The following is a 13,486-nucleotide window of genomic DNA, read 5'->3' as shown; positions in this document are numbered from 1 at the left end:
TAGGGTGATCCTCATGACTGAAGTCGCATTGCTCGGGACCGGGCTCATGGGCGCTCCCATGGCCCGCAACCTGCTCAGGGCCGGCCTGCCGGTCAGGGTGTGGAACCGCACGCGGGACAAGGCCGAGCCGCTGGCGGCCGACGGCGCCGTCGTCGCCGGCTCCCCCGCCGAGGCGGTCGAGGGCGCCGACGTGATCGTCACGATGCTCAGCGACGGCGACGCCGTGCACGACGCGATGACCGCCGCCGCGCCCGCGCTGCGCCCCGGCCAGGTGTGGGCGCAGATGAGCACGGTCGGCGTGGCGGCGGTCGGCCGCCTGGCCGCCCTGGCCGCCGAGCACGGGCTGACCTTCGCCGACGCGCCCGTCCAGGGCACCAGGCAGCCGGCCGAGCAGGGCACGCTGCTCATCCTGGCGGCCGCCCCCGAGCCGGCCCGGCAGGCGCTCGCCCCGGTGTTCGACGCCGTCGGCGCGCGCACCCTGTGGCTCGGCGAGGACGGCGCCCAGGGCACCGGCACCAGGCTCAAGATGGCCGCCGTCAGCTACGCCATCTCGATGACCGGCATCGTGGCCGAGGCCCTGGCCCTGGCCAAGGGGCTCGGCGTCGACCCCGGCCTGGTGCGCGAGGTGATCACCGGCGGCCCGCTGGACAACGTCTACTTCCAGGCCAAGTCGAAGGCCATCTTGGAGGGCGACCTGGAGCCGTCCTTCACCGTGCACAACGCCGAGAAGGACACCCGGCTGATCACCGAGGCGGGCGAGTCGGCCGGGGTGCGGCTGGACATGGTGGCGGCGGCCGGCGAGCGCCTGCGCCGCGCCGAGGCGCAGGGGCACGGCGACCAGGACATGGTGGCCACCTACTTCGCCAGCTTCGACGAGGAGTAGCCCCCGCCGGTTCCCTACAGTTCGTCCACCTCCGCGAACGTCCTGCCGCCGGACAGCCTCGGGTAGCCGGGGCCGCGGTCGAAGAAGCGGTCAGTGGGCGGGCGGAGGCGGGCGCGGAGCTCGGCGGTGCCGCGTTCGTCGATGCGGTCGCCGTCCAGGACCACGCCGTAGTCGCCCAGGGCGCCGGCGATCGAGACCTTGCCGTCGCGGACGTCGGCCGCCACCGCCCGCGGGTCGCGGTCGTAGGGGGAGCCCCAGCCGCCGCCGCCCGTGGTGCGGACGCGGATCAGGTCGCCGGCCTGGACGGGGTGGTCGTCCACCAGGCCGTCCATCTCCTTGCCGGCGATCTCCACCCGGAACGGACGCCCGGCCAGGCCGCCGTTGACGCCCCAGCACGACAGGATCGACCGGTCGGCGATCGACATGTACGACGCGTCCCTGAGCATCCTGATGTGCTTGTCGTAGCCCAGGCCGCCGCGGAACATGCCGGGGCCGCCCGAGTCGCAGGCCAGCCCCAGCCGCTCCACCCGGAACGGCCAGCGCGCCTCGGCGAACTCGACCGGGATGTTGCGCGAGTCGGGGACGATGTGGATGGTGTCCTCGCCGTCGGCGTACCAGCGGCCGCCCGAGCCGCCGCCCAGCACCTCGCGCATCAGGTACGGCGTGCCGTCGGCGTCGCTGCCGTAGACGCCGGTGTAGCGGATGGTCTCCTGGTCGGCGGGCATGCGTCCGCCGGTGGCCTTGGCCAGCACCCCGGCCAGCACGCCGAGCAGGCGCAGGATGACGAACGTGCGGGCGTTGGTGGGCGCCGGGAAGACCGGGGTGAGCAGCGTGCCCTTCTCCGGGAAGACCATCCTGATCAGCGGCACGACGCCCTCGTTGACGTCGAGCTCGGCCATGCGCTCGGGCGTGTCGGCGAGGTTGCGCAGCACCGGCGCCAGCCACTTCTTCAGGAAGACGCCGTCGGCGTAGTCGCCCGCGTGGTTGATCGGGCCCTTGGCCTGGGGCGAGGTGCCGGTGAAGTCGATGGTGAGCGGCGCGTCGGCGGCGTGGTCGACGGTGAGCGTGATGCGCTGGGCGTGCAGGCGGGGCTCGTCGACGCCGTCGTGCTCGGCGTAGTCCTCCCAGACGTACGTGCCTTCGGGGATCTTGGCGAGCAGCTCCCTGCGGAAGGTCTCGGTGGTCTTGGAGACGATCGCGTCGAAGCACTCCTCGACGGCCTGCCTGCCGTACCGGTCGAACAGCTCGCCGAGGCGGCGGGCGCCCATGAGGCAGGCCGAGCACTCGGCGTCGAGGTCGCCGGCCAGGGAGTCGGGCATGCGGGAGTTGCGGGTCATGATGCGCAGCGCGGTCTCGTTCGGCACGCCCTGGTCCCACAGCTTGATCGGCGGGATCATCAGGCCCTCCTCGTACACCGAGCGGGCGTGCGAGGGCATCGAGCCGGGCACCGCGCCGCCGATGTCGTCGTGGTGGCCGAACGCCTGCACGAAGGCCACCACGGCCCCGTCGTGGAAGACCGGCACGGTGACGCACAGGTCGGGCAGGTGGCCGATGCCGCCCTCGGACAGGTAGACGTCGTTGTGGAAGTAGACGTCGCCGGGCTTCATCGTCTCGATCGGGAAGTCGCGCACGATCGGCTGGACGAGCGCGCTGTAGGAGCGGCCGGTGAGCTTGCGCAGCCGGGCGTCGTGGATGCCGGCGCGGAAGTCGTGCGCGTCGCGGATCATCGGGGAGCGGGCCGTGCGGGCGATGGCCGTCTCGACCTCCCGCTCGACGGAGGCCAGCGTGCCCTCGACGATCTCCACCAGGATCGGATCAATCACGTCGGATCTCCACATTTCCGTATTCGTCCACCTTCGCGGTGAAGCCCGGGTGCACGGGGATCGTCGATCCGTACTCCTCGATGACCGCCGGGCCCTGGACGGTGGCCCCCGGCCCGAGCGCGGCCCGCTGGTGGATCGGCGTGTCGCGGGTCTCCTCGAAGTGCACAGGACGGACCGACGTGGCCCCCTCCCCCGGCTTGCCGAGCCGCCGGATCGCCGGACGGGTGATGGGACCGATGCCCGAGACGCGCAGGTTGACCCATTCGACGCCGTGGCGCGGGTCGTCGCGGTAGGCGTACCCGTACAACTTCTCGTGGGCGTCGTGGAAGGCGTCGATCACCGTGCGCTTCCAGTCGTCGTCGAGCGGGCCCGCCGGGGCCGCGACGCGCACCTCGAACGCCTGCCCGTAGTAGCGCAGGTCGGCGCTGCGCACGTGGACCGGGTCGTCGAAGCCCTCGCGGTCGAGCGCCTCGGCGGCCTGGCCCTCCAGCTCCTGGAAGATCTGCGCGGCGGTCTTGAGTGCGAGGTCGCGGGTGACGTACGTGCGCACGTAGTCGTTCTTGACGTCGACGGTGAGCAGGCCGAACGCCGAGACGTTGCCCGGGTCGCGCGGGACGACGACGGCGGGCAGGCCCAGGATGTCGATCAGGCGGCAGGCCAGCAGCGGCCCCGACCCGCCGAACGTCACCAGCGGGAAGTCCCGTACGTCCAGGCCGCGCTTGACGGTGAGCTGCCGGATCGCGTTGCTCTGGTTGAACGCGCTGATCTCCAGGATGCCGGTCGCGGTGCGCTCGGGGCTGAGCCCGAGCTTGTCGGCCAGCGCCTCGACGCCCTGGCGGGCGGCGTCGGCGTCGAGCGGGATCTCGCCGCCCAGCAGGTGGGGCGGGATGCGGCCGAGGAACACGTGCGCGTCGGTGACCGTGACCTCCGAGCCGCCCTTGCCGTAGCACAGGGGCCCCGGATCGGCGCCGGCCGAGCGGGGGCCGACCTTCAGCGTGCCCTCGGGCGAGATCCAGGCCACCGAGCCGCCGCCCGCGCCGACCGTGACGATGTCGATCATCGGGATCTTGCACGGGTAACGGCCGACCGTGCCCTCGGTCGTCAGGGACGGCTCGCCGTCGATCACCACGGCCACGTCGGTCGAGGTGCCGCCGCCGTCGAGGGTGATCACCGACGGGTGCCCGGCCGTGGAGGCGATCAGCGCCGCGCCGAGCGCGCCCGCCGCCGGGCCCGACAGCACGGTGGTGATCGGCTGGTTGACGACCTCGCGCGCCGACAGCACGCCGCCGTTGGACTTCATCACCGAGAACGGCATGCCGAGCCGGTTGGACAGGCCGGCGATGTAGCCGCGCACGGCGGGCTTGACCGCGGCGTCCACCAGGGTGGTGATCGAGCGCTCGTACTCGCGGTACTCGCGCAGCACGTCGCTGGAGAGCGAGATCACCGCCTCCGGGTGCTCGCGCCAGAGGATCTCGCGCATGCGGCGCTCGTGCTCGGGGTTGGCGTAGGAGTGCAGGAAGCACACGCCGACCGCGGTGATCCCCTTCGACCTGAGCCAGCGCGCGGCCTCGACGGCCTGCTCCTCGGAGAACGGCCGCACCTCGTTGCCGAGGTGGTCGAGCCGGCCGCCGACCGTCCTGACGAGGTGCACGGGGACGATCCGCGGCGGTTTGACCCAGAAGTAGGAGTTGCCGTAGCCGTCCGGCACACTCTGCCTGGCGATCTCCAGGATGAACTCGAAGCCCTCGGTGGTGATGAACCCGAGGTTGCCGATGCGGTCTTCGAGCAGCTGGTTCGTCGCGACGGTGGTGCCGTGGACGATGGAGGCGACGTCGAGCTCGCCCAGCTTCCCGATGCCCGCGACGAACCCGTCGGCCGGGTTCGCGGGCGTCGAGGGGGTCTTGGTGGTGACGATCTCACCGGTCTGCTCGTCCACCGCCACGACGTCGGTGAACGTGCCCCCGGTGTCCACTCCGATTCGGACGCTACGCATGGCTCCTCAGCTTCGGCGACGGCCGAGAACTTCGTCGATGACCCGGGGCGCGTTCTGGGTGCCGACGTAGGCCGCCAGGCGCACCACCAGCTCTTGGGATTTTGCCAGTTCGGCCTCGACTCTGGCCTTCCCCGACTGGCCGGCCTGCACGCCGAAATAAGCGCCCATGATCGTGCCCACCACCCCGGCCACGCCCGCGAACAACGCGGCGAACTCCTTGGTGGCGAACACCGCGGCGCCGAAGGCGATCAGGATCGCGACGATGCCCGCCACGACGACCAGGAAACCGTACCGCCATCGCGTGGCGTCGGCCTGGGCGGCCGTCACGTCGTCCTGTGTCAGCATCGCGTCGAGCGTCGGTGGATTGTCGGTGACCACAGTTCCTCCTGATAGTCCAGGGGAGAAATGTCCCACGAGGTCATGGAACAAGCCAAGCCGCTAAGCTGGCCTCCTGTGACCGAACTGTCTGCCTTGTCAGCCGTGCCATCCGGAGCCCGGGACGCCGTGCTGAAGTTCTACTTCGGCCCCATGGACTGCGGGAAGTCCACTCTGGCGCTCCAGATGAACTACAACCACGGCCGCCAGGGGCGGCGCGGACTGGTCCTGACCAAGCACGACCGCTCCGGCGGCCCGAAGGTCACCAGCCGGATCGGGCTGGGCCTTGAGGCGATCGAGGTGGAGGACTCCCTCGACCTCGTCGGCCTGGTCACCGCGCACGAGCGCATCGACTACCTGATCTGCGACGAGGCCTGCTTCTACACGGTCGAGCAGATCGAGCAGCTCGCCGACCTGGTGGACGAGCACGGCATCGACGTCTACGCCTTCGGGCTGGCCTCCGACTTCAGATCGGTCATGTTCCCCGGCGCGCAGCGGCTGTTCGAGCTGGCCGACGAGGTGTGCCGGCTGCAGGTCGAGGTGTTGTGCTGGTGCGGACGCCCCGGGCAGCTCAACGCGCGCGTGGTGGGCGGGGTGCTGGCGCGGACGGGCGAGCAGGTCGTGATCGGCGACACCGACGCCTCGCCGGTGCGCTACCAGGTGCTCTGCCGCCGCCACCACCGCTCCGGCCAGCTCGGCGAGGGCGGCGCCCCGGCCTGACCCGCGTGCCTTGAGCCGTGGGCTTCACACCAGCCTGACCCGCGTGGCTCACACCAGCCGGTCGAGGGCGGCGCGGAACAGGCGGCGCTCGTCCTCCGGCAGGGTGGACAGGAAGGCGCGCTCGGCCTCCTCCACGGCCGGCACCGCGAGGCGCATGGTCTCGCGGCCGTGCTCGGTCAGCTCCACCGCGTTCTTGCGGCGGTCGCCCGGATGCGGCCGCCGCGCCACCAGCCGCTTGCCCTCCAGCGCGTCGACCATGGCGACCATCGTCGTGCGGTCGATGCCGAGCCGCTGGGCCGCCTCCTGCTGCGACAGCGGCTCGGGGGCGTCGATCACCGACAGCACCCCGAGCTCCCGCCCGTCGATCCCGTAGGGCGCGAGCGCCGGGCCGGTGAACTCGGCCAGGCGCAGCGCGGCATGCTTGAGCAGGTAACCAAGGCGGCGGCTCGACACCTTCCGATTGTCGCACCGCCGCGGGCGGGGCCGTTCAGACCGCGCAGTAGCCGTCGTCGTCGCATCCGTCGGCCGGCGGGGCGAGCTGGGTGATCGGCGTCTGGCCGGTACGCTCGGCGACCTCGTCGATCGCCGCCGCGAAGGCGTCCTCGGGCTGCGCGCCCGACACCGCGAACTTGCCCTCGAACAGGAACAGCGGCACCCCGCTGACACCCAGCGCGCCGGCCCTGGCGAGATGCTCGCGCACCTGCTCGGCGCCCTCGCCGGTGTCCTGGACGCCGACCTCGCCGGCCAGGCGGCTCAGCACGCCGGGGTCGCCGACGTTCGCGCCCTCGCCGAAGTACGCGCGGAACAGCCGGTCGGCCATCTCCTTGCCGAGCCCCTGGGCGGTGGCGGCCTCGATGAGCCGGTGGGCCTCGAAGGTATTGGCGTTGACGGCCCGCTCGTAGTCCATCTCCAGGCCCTCTTCGACGGCGACGGCCTTGACCCGCTCGGTCATCTGCCGCGCGCCCGGCCCGAACTTGCGCTCAAGGGCCGGGATCAGCGGCTCGCCCTCGACGGGGGCGTCGGGGTTGAGCTGGAACGGGCGCATGGTCACCTCGATCGTGCCGCCCTTGGCACGGAAACGCTCTGCGGCGCGGGCGAACCTGACGTGCCCGATGTAACACCAGGGGCACACGACATCGGAGAAAATCTCGACTTTCACCCCATCGACAACCACGCGGCCCGCACGACGATTCCGCCGGCCGCGGGTCACCCGGCGGCCAGCTCCTCCAGCCGGTACGGCAGGTAGGCCGAGTCGTCCACCAGGGCGGACGCGCCGCGCCACCAGCCGAACCACTCGCCGCTGCGCCACATCCAGTCGACCCGCTCGATGGCGGCCACCACGTCGCCGACGGTCCCCCACCGCTCGCCCAGCTCCTCGCGGGTGACGCCGTGGCGGACGGCCCAGGCCCGCAGCACGCCCGCGGCGGCGGCCGGGATCTCGCGGGCGTACGGGTCGGGCTTCTCGCCGGGCAGCCGGTGGGGCCCGAGCCCGGCGGCCACCCCCCAGCTCCACTGGGCCTCGGCGGGCCTGGAGTAACGCAGCGACTGGAAGTCGAGGTTGGACCCCAGCGCGTCGTCGGGACGGCGGGCGACGACCGCGTCGAGCCGGCCGCCCGCGTCGAAGTGCACCACGAGCCGCTGACCCGGCCTGACCCCCGGCGGCAGCTCGAAGCGGTCCTCGGCCTGCCAGGAATTGAGGTCGACCTCGGCGACGGGCCGGCCCCAGAGCTGGTCGGCGGCGTCGTCGGCGATCCAGGCGGCCAGCATCTCCAGCGCGGTCAGGTCGGTCCACGGCTCGATCGCGACGGCCGTGCGCAACACCTCGTCGGGCGGCGGCAGCTTGCCGCCCCTGGGCCGCGTCCACCAGCCGGCGCCCAGCTCGCGGGCGCCGACGAGGAGCGCGGCGATGGCGGCCAGTTCGGCCGATCGGCGGGTGAGCGACGCGCCGAGCGCGAGCCCGAGCGCGCGGTCGGTCCGCTGGTCGCCGAACACCGGCCGCACCTCGGCGACCAGCGACTCGGCGGTGGGGCGTTCCTCCCCCAGCAGGTCGCGTACGATGCGCCTGGCTTCGTTCCGTGCGTCTTCAGCGTGTGCCTGCCGCATACCGCCACGCTACGCCGGGAGATCCTTTTCCGCGAGGGTCGTCGTGGCGCGTCCCTCAGCCGCGCCGGCCGGCTGTGTCGCGGCCGAGCAGCCGGCCCACGGCGACGCCGGCGAGCGCGGCGGCCGCGCCCATGCCGAAGGCGGCCAGCAACGCCCACGAGCGGGTCTCGGCGGGCCGCGCGGGCGGCCGTTCGTAGACCGCCGGGGCGGCCGGTGCGGCCTCCGGTGCGGTCTGGGCCGCCGGGACCGGGGGCGGGGCGCTGAGGTGGCCCTCGACGGCGGAGAAGAACTCGCCCGCCGTGCGTTTCGCGACCGAGCCGAGCATGCGCTGCCCGACGCCGCCGATCATCCCGCCGATCACCGCGTCGGCGTCGTAGTCCACCCGGGTGCCGCCGTCGATCTCGCTCAGCCGTACCAGGACGGTGGCCTCGACCGTGCCCGGCGCGCCCTGGCCGCGCGCCCGCAGCGTGAAGCTCTCGGGCGCGCGCGGCTCGGCCAGCGCGACCTCCCCCTGGTAGACGCCCTTGATGGACGCCACGCCCGCGTTGACCGTCATCCTGTAGGTGTCCGGCCCGGTCTCCTCCAGGCGCTCGCAGCCCGGGATGGTGCGCACGAGCACCGCCGGGTCCTGAAGCGCGGCCCACACTCGATCTCGCTGTACGCCGATCACGGCGCTGCCCGCCACCTTCATGCGGCCACTCTAGGCACCGGTGACCGGCTGGTTAAGGGCAAGACCTGCCAGTCGGGCGACGCGTCGCGCTGATCAGGGCTGGCAAGATGGTGCTCCATGTGCTGGGGGCGTGGAACGGTCAGGGGCGGGGCCGGGCGTGGCGGGCTGGGGCCGGCCGTGCTCGCCGGGGTGCTGGTGGCGCTGGCCGCCGGGTGTGCCACAGGCGACACCACAGGCGACACCGGCGGGGCCGTGACCGGGCCGTCGGCGAAGCCGTCCGCGACCGGCGTCCCCACGTCCCGGCCCAGTCCGCAGGGCCCGCCGGGGGCGCTGCCGCGCGCCGGCGAGGTGGGCCCGATCAGGGGCGAGAACGGCCTGCCCCCGGTGATCAGCTCGATCCCCACCAAGCGCAAGGTCGTCTTCCTGACCATCGACGACGGCTGGGAGCAGGACCCCGGCTTCGTCAAGCTGGTACGCGACCGGCGCGTCCCCATCACCGCCTTCGCCATGCGCGACGCGGTCGAGGCCAAGGGCAGCCCCGACCCGGCCGGCGGCCCCGGCCGCTACGTGGGCGCCGGCAAGTGGGGGTACTTCCGGCAGCTCCGCGACGTCCACGTGCCCGTCGAGAACCACACCCTCACCCATCCCGACCTGCGCCGCCTGGCCCTCGACGGGCAGCGCCGCGAGATCTGCGGCGCGGCCCAGGTGGTCGGCAAGGAGATCGGCACCCGGCCGGCGTTGTTCCGGCCGCCGTTCGGCAGCTACAACACCGACACGCTGCGGGCCGCCCGGCGGTGCGGGGTGAAGGCCGTGCTGCTGTGGACCGCCACCGTGCAGCCGGGTGGCAAGATCGCCTACCAGGTGCCCGACAAGCGCCTGCGTCCGGGCGACATCCTGCTCCTGCACTTCCGGCCCAACCTGGCGGCCGACTTCCGGGTGCTGATCGACAAGATCAAGCGGCGCGGCTTCGAGCTGGGCAATCTGCGGGCCTACCTCGACGCCGCGGGCGGGGTCCGCCGGGCGGGGTAGTGCGCAATCCGCCCGGCGGGTGACGCGCCGGGACGTACCCGTACGGGATCCTCGAAAAGTAGGCAGAACCGGGGGATGTGACCAACGTCGCATCGCGATGCTCTACGGCCTGTAGTACTACTACAGGTAGAAGTACTACAGCTTGTAGAGCTATGAGCGGGTGGGGATTGATGGACGCGCTTGACCTGGCACGGTGGCAGTTCGGGGTCACCACCGTGTACCACTTCTTGTTCGTGCCCCTGACCATCGGTCTGGGCATCTTCGTCGCGGGCCTCCAGACGGCCTGGCACCGCACGGGCAAGGAGCACTACCTCAAGCTCACGAAGTTCTTCGGGAAGCTGTTCCTGATCAACTTCGCCATGGGCGTGGTGACCGGCATCGTGCAGGAATTCCAGTTCGGCATGAACTGGAGTGAGTACTCCACGTTCGTCGGTGACGTCTTCGGCGCCCCGCTGGCCATGGAGGCGCTGCTGGCCTTCTTCATGGAGTCCACGTTCCTCGGCCTGTGGATCTTCGGCTGGGACCGGCTGCCGAAGAAGGCGCACCTGGCCAGCATCTGGGCCGCCGCGATCGGCTCCAACCTGTCGGCCTACTTCATCCTCGCCGCCAACGCCTGGATGAAGCACCCGGTCGGCTACGAGGTCGTGGACGGCAAGGCCAGGATGACCGACCTGTGGGCGGTGCTGACCAACTCCACGGCGGTCGCGCAGGTGCCGCACGTCATCGGGGCCGCGTTCATCGTGGCGGGCGGGTTCGTGCTGGCGGTCAGCGGCTACTGGCTGCTGCGGACGCGCGCGCCGATGTGGCGCAGCGCCGCCCGCGGCGCGCTGGTCATGACGGCGATCGCGGGGGCGGTCGTCGCGGGCACCGGCGACATGTCGGCCAAGCTCATGTACGAGCAGCAGCCCATGAAGCTGGCCGCGGCCGAGGGCCTGGAGCGCGACACCGCGGGCGCGGCCTTCTCCCTCGCGCCCGGCATCGAGATCCCCAAGGTGCTCAGCTTCCTGGCCACCAACGACCTCAACGCCACCGTCCAGGGCACCGAGGACCTGCAGAAGCGCTTCGAGCAGCAGTTCGGCCCCGGCGACTACCGGCCCGACCCGACGATCGTGTTCTGGTCGTTCCGCGTGATGATCGTGTTCGGCATGGCCACCGCGGGGCTCGCGCTGCTCGGCCTCTGGCTGACCCGGCGCAGGCGCGAGGTGCCGTCCTGGCTGGCGCGGGCGCTGCTGCTGGCGCTGCCGCTGCCGTTCGCGGCGGTGATCGCGGGCTGGCTGCTGAGTGAGATCGGCCGGCAGCCCTGGACGGTCGCCGGCGAGCTGCTGACCGCCTCAAGCGTCTCGCCCGGCGTGACCCTGGCCGAGGTCGCCATCTCGCTGACCGTCTTCACACTCCTGTACGGCGGCCTGGCCGTGGCCGAGGTCGTCCTGCTGGCCAAGCACGTGCGCAAGGGCGTCGAGGAGCGGCAGCCCGCTCCCGAGGCGCAGCCGCTCGAACCGTCGCTGATGTACTAGAGGGACCAGACCATGATCAACCTGTGGTTCGTCATCATCGCCTTCCTCTGGACCGGGTACTTCGTCCTCGAAGGCTTCGACTTCGGCGTCGGCCTGCTGGCGCCGCTCCTCAGCAGGAACGCCGCCGAGCAGCGTCAGAGCCTGCAGACCATCGGCCCGGTCTGGGACGGCAACGAGGTGTGGCTGATCACGGCCGTCGGCGCCATGTTCGCCGCCTTCCCCGCCTGGTACTCCGGCCTGTTCAGCGCGTTCTACCTGCCCGTCACGCTCATCCTGGTCGGCCTGATCGTGCGCGGCGTCGGGCTGGAGTGGCGCGGCAAGGTCGCCAACCCGATCTGGTGCGACCTCGGCATCCTGGTCGGCAGCGGCCTCCCGGCGTTCCTGTGGGGCGCGATCTTCGCCGACGTGCTGTTCGACAGCGGCCCGGCGGCCCTGCTCGGCGGCGCGTTCACGCTGACGCTCTGCGTGCTGCACGGCGCGGTCTTCCTCGCGCTGCGCACCACCGGCCCGGTGCGCCGCCGGGCCAGGACCGCCGCCATGGCCGCGGCGGCGGTGGCCATCCCGGTGGCCGTGCTGGCCCTGTCGAACCTGGGCTCGCTGCCCGCCCTGGCCGCCATGGCCGCGCTGGCCGCCGCGGCGGCGCTGATCTGGCGGCGCAGGGAGGGCTGGGCGTTCGGCGCGACCGCCGCGGGCATCGTGCTGGCCACGCTGGCGGTCTTCATGGAGCTGCGCGTCGCGCCGCTGCCCGGGCTGACCCTGGCGACGGCCGCCTCGGGGCCGTACACGCTGACGATGCTGAGCTGGATCGGGCTGATCACGCTGCCGTTCGTGCTGGTCTACCAGGGCTGGACGTACTGGGTGTTCCGCAAGCGGGTCATGCTCACGGCGGCGTAGGGCGCCTCAGCCGACCGTGCGCATCTGGTTCGTGCGGTGGTCCTTCAGGTGGAGGTCGCCGCCGAGCCGCTCCTTCAGCAGCTCCAGCACCTTGCGGCTGGACAGCACGGTCCACAGGTTGCCGACCAGGTGCGGGTTGTACTCGGGGGCGGCGTCCATCCAGGCGTCCTTGCCGGACTGGCTGGCGAACGTCGTGACGAAGAACTGGCCGTCGGCGGTCCGGCAGTAGCCCGTACGGATCTCGGCGGCGTCGACCTGCATGCGCGGCTTGCAGCCGACCTTGGCGGCGAGCTGCTCGACCGTCTGGGGCGCCGCCGCCCGCGGGGCGTTCCGGCCGGCCGCCGCCGGGCCTCCGGAGCCGCCGCCGGCGGAGCAGGCGGCGACCAGCCCGGCCAGCAGCGCGAGGACGGCCAGACGTGGAAGTGTCGTCATGTGCGGAGATACGCACGGCCTCCCGCGCCGGTTCAGCGCAGGACGGCGCAGCCCCGGGCGCGCAGCAGATCGAGCACCGGCGGGTCGTCGTAGAGCTTGTTCCAGCGCAGGTCGAGCTTGCGCAGGCCGGTCAGCTCGGCGACCGCGGCGGGCAGCTCGCGCAGCCGGTTGTTGCGCAGGTCGAGATGGGTGAGGCCGGACGGCAGCGCCGGCAGCTCGCTCAGATGGTTGTCGCGCAGGTCGAGCACGCGCAGCTCGGTCAGCGCCGCGAGGGCGGCGGGCAGCCGGGTCAGCCGGTTGCCCTGCAGGTGCAGCTCGCTCAGCCGGCCGAGCCCGCCGACGGTCTCGGGCAGCGTCTCCAGCCGGTTGTTGTACAGGCGCAGCTCCACCAGCGACGCCATCGACCCGAGCGCGTCCGGGAGCCTGGTCAGCCGGTTGTCGGTGAGGTTGAGGTAGGCCAGCCGGTCGAGGCGGCCGAGCGCGGCCGGGACGTCGGTGAACCCGTTGTCGCTCAGGTAGAGGTAGTCGGTGAGCGGCAGGTCGCCGACCTCGGGCGGGATCGAGGCGAGCCGGTTGTGGCCGAGGTCGAGCATGCGCAGCCGGGCCAGGCCGCCGATGGCCGCGGGGATCTCGGTGAGGGCGTTCTCGGCGAGGTTGAGGGATTCGAGCCCGGTCAGCTTCCACAGCCCGGCGGGCACGGAGGTCAGCCGGTTGCCGCCGAGCGCGAGGTGGCGCAGGCGCGGGCCGAGGTCGCCGGTCAGGCGCTCGATCCGGTTGCCGTAGAGGAAGAGGGTCTCCAGGCCGGGCGGGCAGTCGGGGACCTCGCTCAGCTCGTTGCCGTCGAGGTGCAGGGCGCGCAGCGCGGCCAGGCCGGACAGGCGGGGCAGCTCGCGCAGCCGGTTGCCGTCGAGCCGCAGCTCCTCCAGCGCGGCCAGCCCGGCCACCCGGGCGGGCACGTGCGTGATCTCGTTCCAGGCCAGGTCGATCGTGCGCACGTCGTCGGGCACGTCGGGGAAGCGGGTCAGGCCGGCGCCGGGAGCGAGCATGGCG

General features: G+C 72.4%; 14 protein-coding genes. 5 read left to right on the top strand and 9 right to left on the bottom strand.

Annotated features, from left to right (window positions below; translation table 11 throughout):
- Positions 1 to 13: 13 nt before the first annotated feature.
- The gene (locus tag AB0C33_RS08345) at positions 14 to 883 is read left to right on the top strand and encodes an NAD(P)-dependent oxidoreductase (protein WP_358284911.1); all 870 of its coding nucleotides are present in this window, start codon (positions 14 to 16) and stop codon (positions 881 to 883) included.
- A 14-nt stretch (positions 884 to 897) separates the two neighbouring features.
- On the opposite strand, the gene AB0C33_RS08340 is transcribed toward AB0C33_RS08345, so the two are convergent.
- From AB0C33_RS08340 to AB0C33_RS08330, 3 genes are read right to left on the bottom strand one after another with little or no spacing between them, the layout of a single operon-like run.
- Entirely contained in the window at positions 898 to 2,706 is a 1,809-nt protein-coding gene (locus tag AB0C33_RS08340; protein ID WP_358284909.1) for a hydantoinase B/oxoprolinase family protein, read from the bottom strand.
- Positions 2,699 to 4,699, bottom strand: a complete 2,001-nt coding sequence (locus tag AB0C33_RS08335) for a hydantoinase/oxoprolinase family protein (RefSeq protein WP_358284907.1) — start codon at positions 4,697 to 4,699, stop codon at positions 2,699 to 2,701. The genes AB0C33_RS08340 and AB0C33_RS08335 overlap by 8 nt, the downstream gene beginning before the upstream one ends.
- A gap of 6 nt (positions 4,700 to 4,705) precedes the next feature.
- Positions 4,706 to 5,044 carry a hypothetical protein gene (locus AB0C33_RS08330; protein WP_352363898.1) on the bottom strand — a complete coding sequence of 113 codons (339 nt, stop codon included), beginning with the start codon at positions 5,042 to 5,044 and terminating at the stop codon, positions 4,706 to 4,708.
- Positions 5,045 to 5,179: 135 nt separating this feature from the next.
- On the opposite strand from AB0C33_RS08330, the gene AB0C33_RS08325 reads away from it, so the two are divergent.
- Positions 5,180 to 5,794 carry a thymidine kinase gene (locus tag AB0C33_RS08325; RefSeq protein WP_352363896.1) on the top strand — a complete coding sequence of 205 codons (615 nt, stop codon included), beginning with the start codon at positions 5,180 to 5,182 and terminating at the stop codon, positions 5,792 to 5,794.
- 48 nt (positions 5,795 to 5,842) lie between these two features.
- On the opposite strand, the gene AB0C33_RS08320 is transcribed toward AB0C33_RS08325, so the two are convergent.
- The 4 genes from AB0C33_RS08320 to AB0C33_RS08305 are packed head-to-tail and all read right to left on the bottom strand — an operon-like array spanning position 5,843 to position 8,588.
- The gene (locus tag AB0C33_RS08320; RefSeq protein WP_358284905.1) at positions 5,843 to 6,247 is read right to left on the bottom strand and encodes a MarR family transcriptional regulator; all 405 of its coding nucleotides are present in this window, start codon (positions 6,245 to 6,247) and stop codon (positions 5,843 to 5,845) included.
- Positions 6,248 to 6,281: 34 nt separating this feature from the next.
- A complete protein-coding gene (locus AB0C33_RS08315; protein WP_358284902.1) occupies positions 6,282 to 6,953 on the bottom strand; it encodes a DsbA family oxidoreductase in 672 nt (223 codons plus the stop codon).
- A gap of 47 nt (positions 6,954 to 7,000) precedes the next feature.
- Positions 7,001 to 7,897: a hypothetical protein gene (locus AB0C33_RS08310; protein WP_358284900.1), complete on the bottom strand. Its 897-nt coding sequence runs from the start codon at positions 7,895 to 7,897 to the stop codon at positions 7,001 to 7,003.
- Positions 7,898 to 7,952: 55 nt separating this feature from the next.
- A complete protein-coding gene (locus AB0C33_RS08305) occupies positions 7,953 to 8,588 on the bottom strand; it encodes a carbon monoxide dehydrogenase subunit G (RefSeq protein WP_358284899.1) in 636 nt (211 codons plus the stop codon).
- Between the two features lie 96 nt (positions 8,589 to 8,684).
- Here AB0C33_RS08305 and AB0C33_RS08300 point away from each other — a divergent pair, with 96 nt between their 5' ends.
- From AB0C33_RS08300 to cydB, 3 genes are all read left to right on the top strand, one after another.
- Positions 8,685 to 9,596: a polysaccharide deacetylase family protein gene (locus tag AB0C33_RS08300; RefSeq protein ID WP_358284897.1), complete on the top strand. Its 912-nt coding sequence runs from the start codon at positions 8,685 to 8,687 to the stop codon at positions 9,594 to 9,596.
- A gap of 170 nt (positions 9,597 to 9,766) precedes the next feature.
- Positions 9,767 to 11,110, top strand: coding sequence for a cytochrome ubiquinol oxidase subunit I (locus tag AB0C33_RS08295; RefSeq protein WP_358284895.1), 1,344 nt, complete (start codon positions 9,767 to 9,769; stop codon positions 11,108 to 11,110).
- Between the two features lie 12 nt (positions 11,111 to 11,122).
- Positions 11,123 to 12,004 (top strand): cytochrome d ubiquinol oxidase subunit II, encoded by an 882-nt coding sequence (gene cydB / locus AB0C33_RS08290; protein WP_358284893.1) that lies wholly within the window; start codon positions 11,123 to 11,125, stop codon positions 12,002 to 12,004.
- A 6-nt stretch (positions 12,005 to 12,010) separates the two neighbouring features.
- Here cydB and AB0C33_RS08285 read toward each other — a convergent pair whose 3' ends face one another.
- Together AB0C33_RS08285 and AB0C33_RS08280 are read right to left on the bottom strand one after the other, a co-directional pair.
- Positions 12,011 to 12,436 carry a hypothetical protein gene (locus tag AB0C33_RS08285; RefSeq protein WP_358284891.1) on the bottom strand — a complete coding sequence of 142 codons (426 nt, stop codon included), beginning with the start codon at positions 12,434 to 12,436 and terminating at the stop codon, positions 12,011 to 12,013.
- 32 nt (positions 12,437 to 12,468) lie between these two features.
- A complete protein-coding gene (locus AB0C33_RS08280) occupies positions 12,469 to 13,482 on the bottom strand; it encodes a leucine-rich repeat domain-containing protein (RefSeq protein WP_358284889.1) in 1,014 nt (337 codons plus the stop codon).
- Positions 13,483 to 13,486 lie beyond the last annotated feature (4 nt).

Origin of the sequence: Nonomuraea sp. NPDC048881, assembly GCF_040649795.1 — a bacterium.
Classification (GTDB): domain Bacteria; phylum Actinomycetota; class Actinomycetes; order Streptosporangiales; family Streptosporangiaceae; genus Nonomuraea.
The sequence above is the reverse complement of the archived record's forward strand: the minus strand, read 5'-3'. Positions and strand labels throughout refer to the sequence as shown.

Excerpts from the sequence above, each read along its gene's own strand:
- AB0C33_RS08345 (WP_358284911.1), top strand. The coding sequence starts at position 14 with ATGACTGAAGTCGCATTGCTCGGGACCGGGCTCATGGGCGCTCCCATG.
- AB0C33_RS08335 (WP_358284907.1), bottom strand. The coding sequence starts at position 4,699 with ATGCGTAGCGTCCGAATCGGAGTGGACACCGGGGGCACGTTCACCGAC.
- AB0C33_RS08330 (WP_352363898.1), bottom strand. The coding sequence starts at position 5,044 with ATGCTGACACAGGACGACGTGACGGCCGCCCAGGCCGACGCCACGCGA.
- AB0C33_RS08310 (WP_358284900.1), bottom strand. The coding sequence starts at position 7,897 with ATGCGGCAGGCACACGCTGAAGACGCACGGAACGAAGCCAGGCGCATC.
- AB0C33_RS08305 (WP_358284899.1), bottom strand. The coding sequence starts at position 8,588 with ATGAAGGTGGCGGGCAGCGCCGTGATCGGCGTACAGCGAGATCGAGTG.
- AB0C33_RS08300 (WP_358284897.1), top strand. The coding sequence starts at position 8,685 with ATGTGCTGGGGGCGTGGAACGGTCAGGGGCGGGGCCGGGCGTGGCGGG.
- AB0C33_RS08295 (WP_358284895.1), top strand. The coding sequence starts at position 9,767 with ATGGACGCGCTTGACCTGGCACGGTGGCAGTTCGGGGTCACCACCGTG.
- cydB (WP_358284893.1), top strand. The coding sequence starts at position 11,123 with ATGATCAACCTGTGGTTCGTCATCATCGCCTTCCTCTGGACCGGGTAC.
- AB0C33_RS08285 (WP_358284891.1), bottom strand. The coding sequence starts at position 12,436 with ATGACGACACTTCCACGTCTGGCCGTCCTCGCGCTGCTGGCCGGGCTG.
- AB0C33_RS08280 (WP_358284889.1), bottom strand. The coding sequence starts at position 13,482 with ATGCTCGCTCCCGGCGCCGGCCTGACCCGCTTCCCCGACGTGCCCGAC.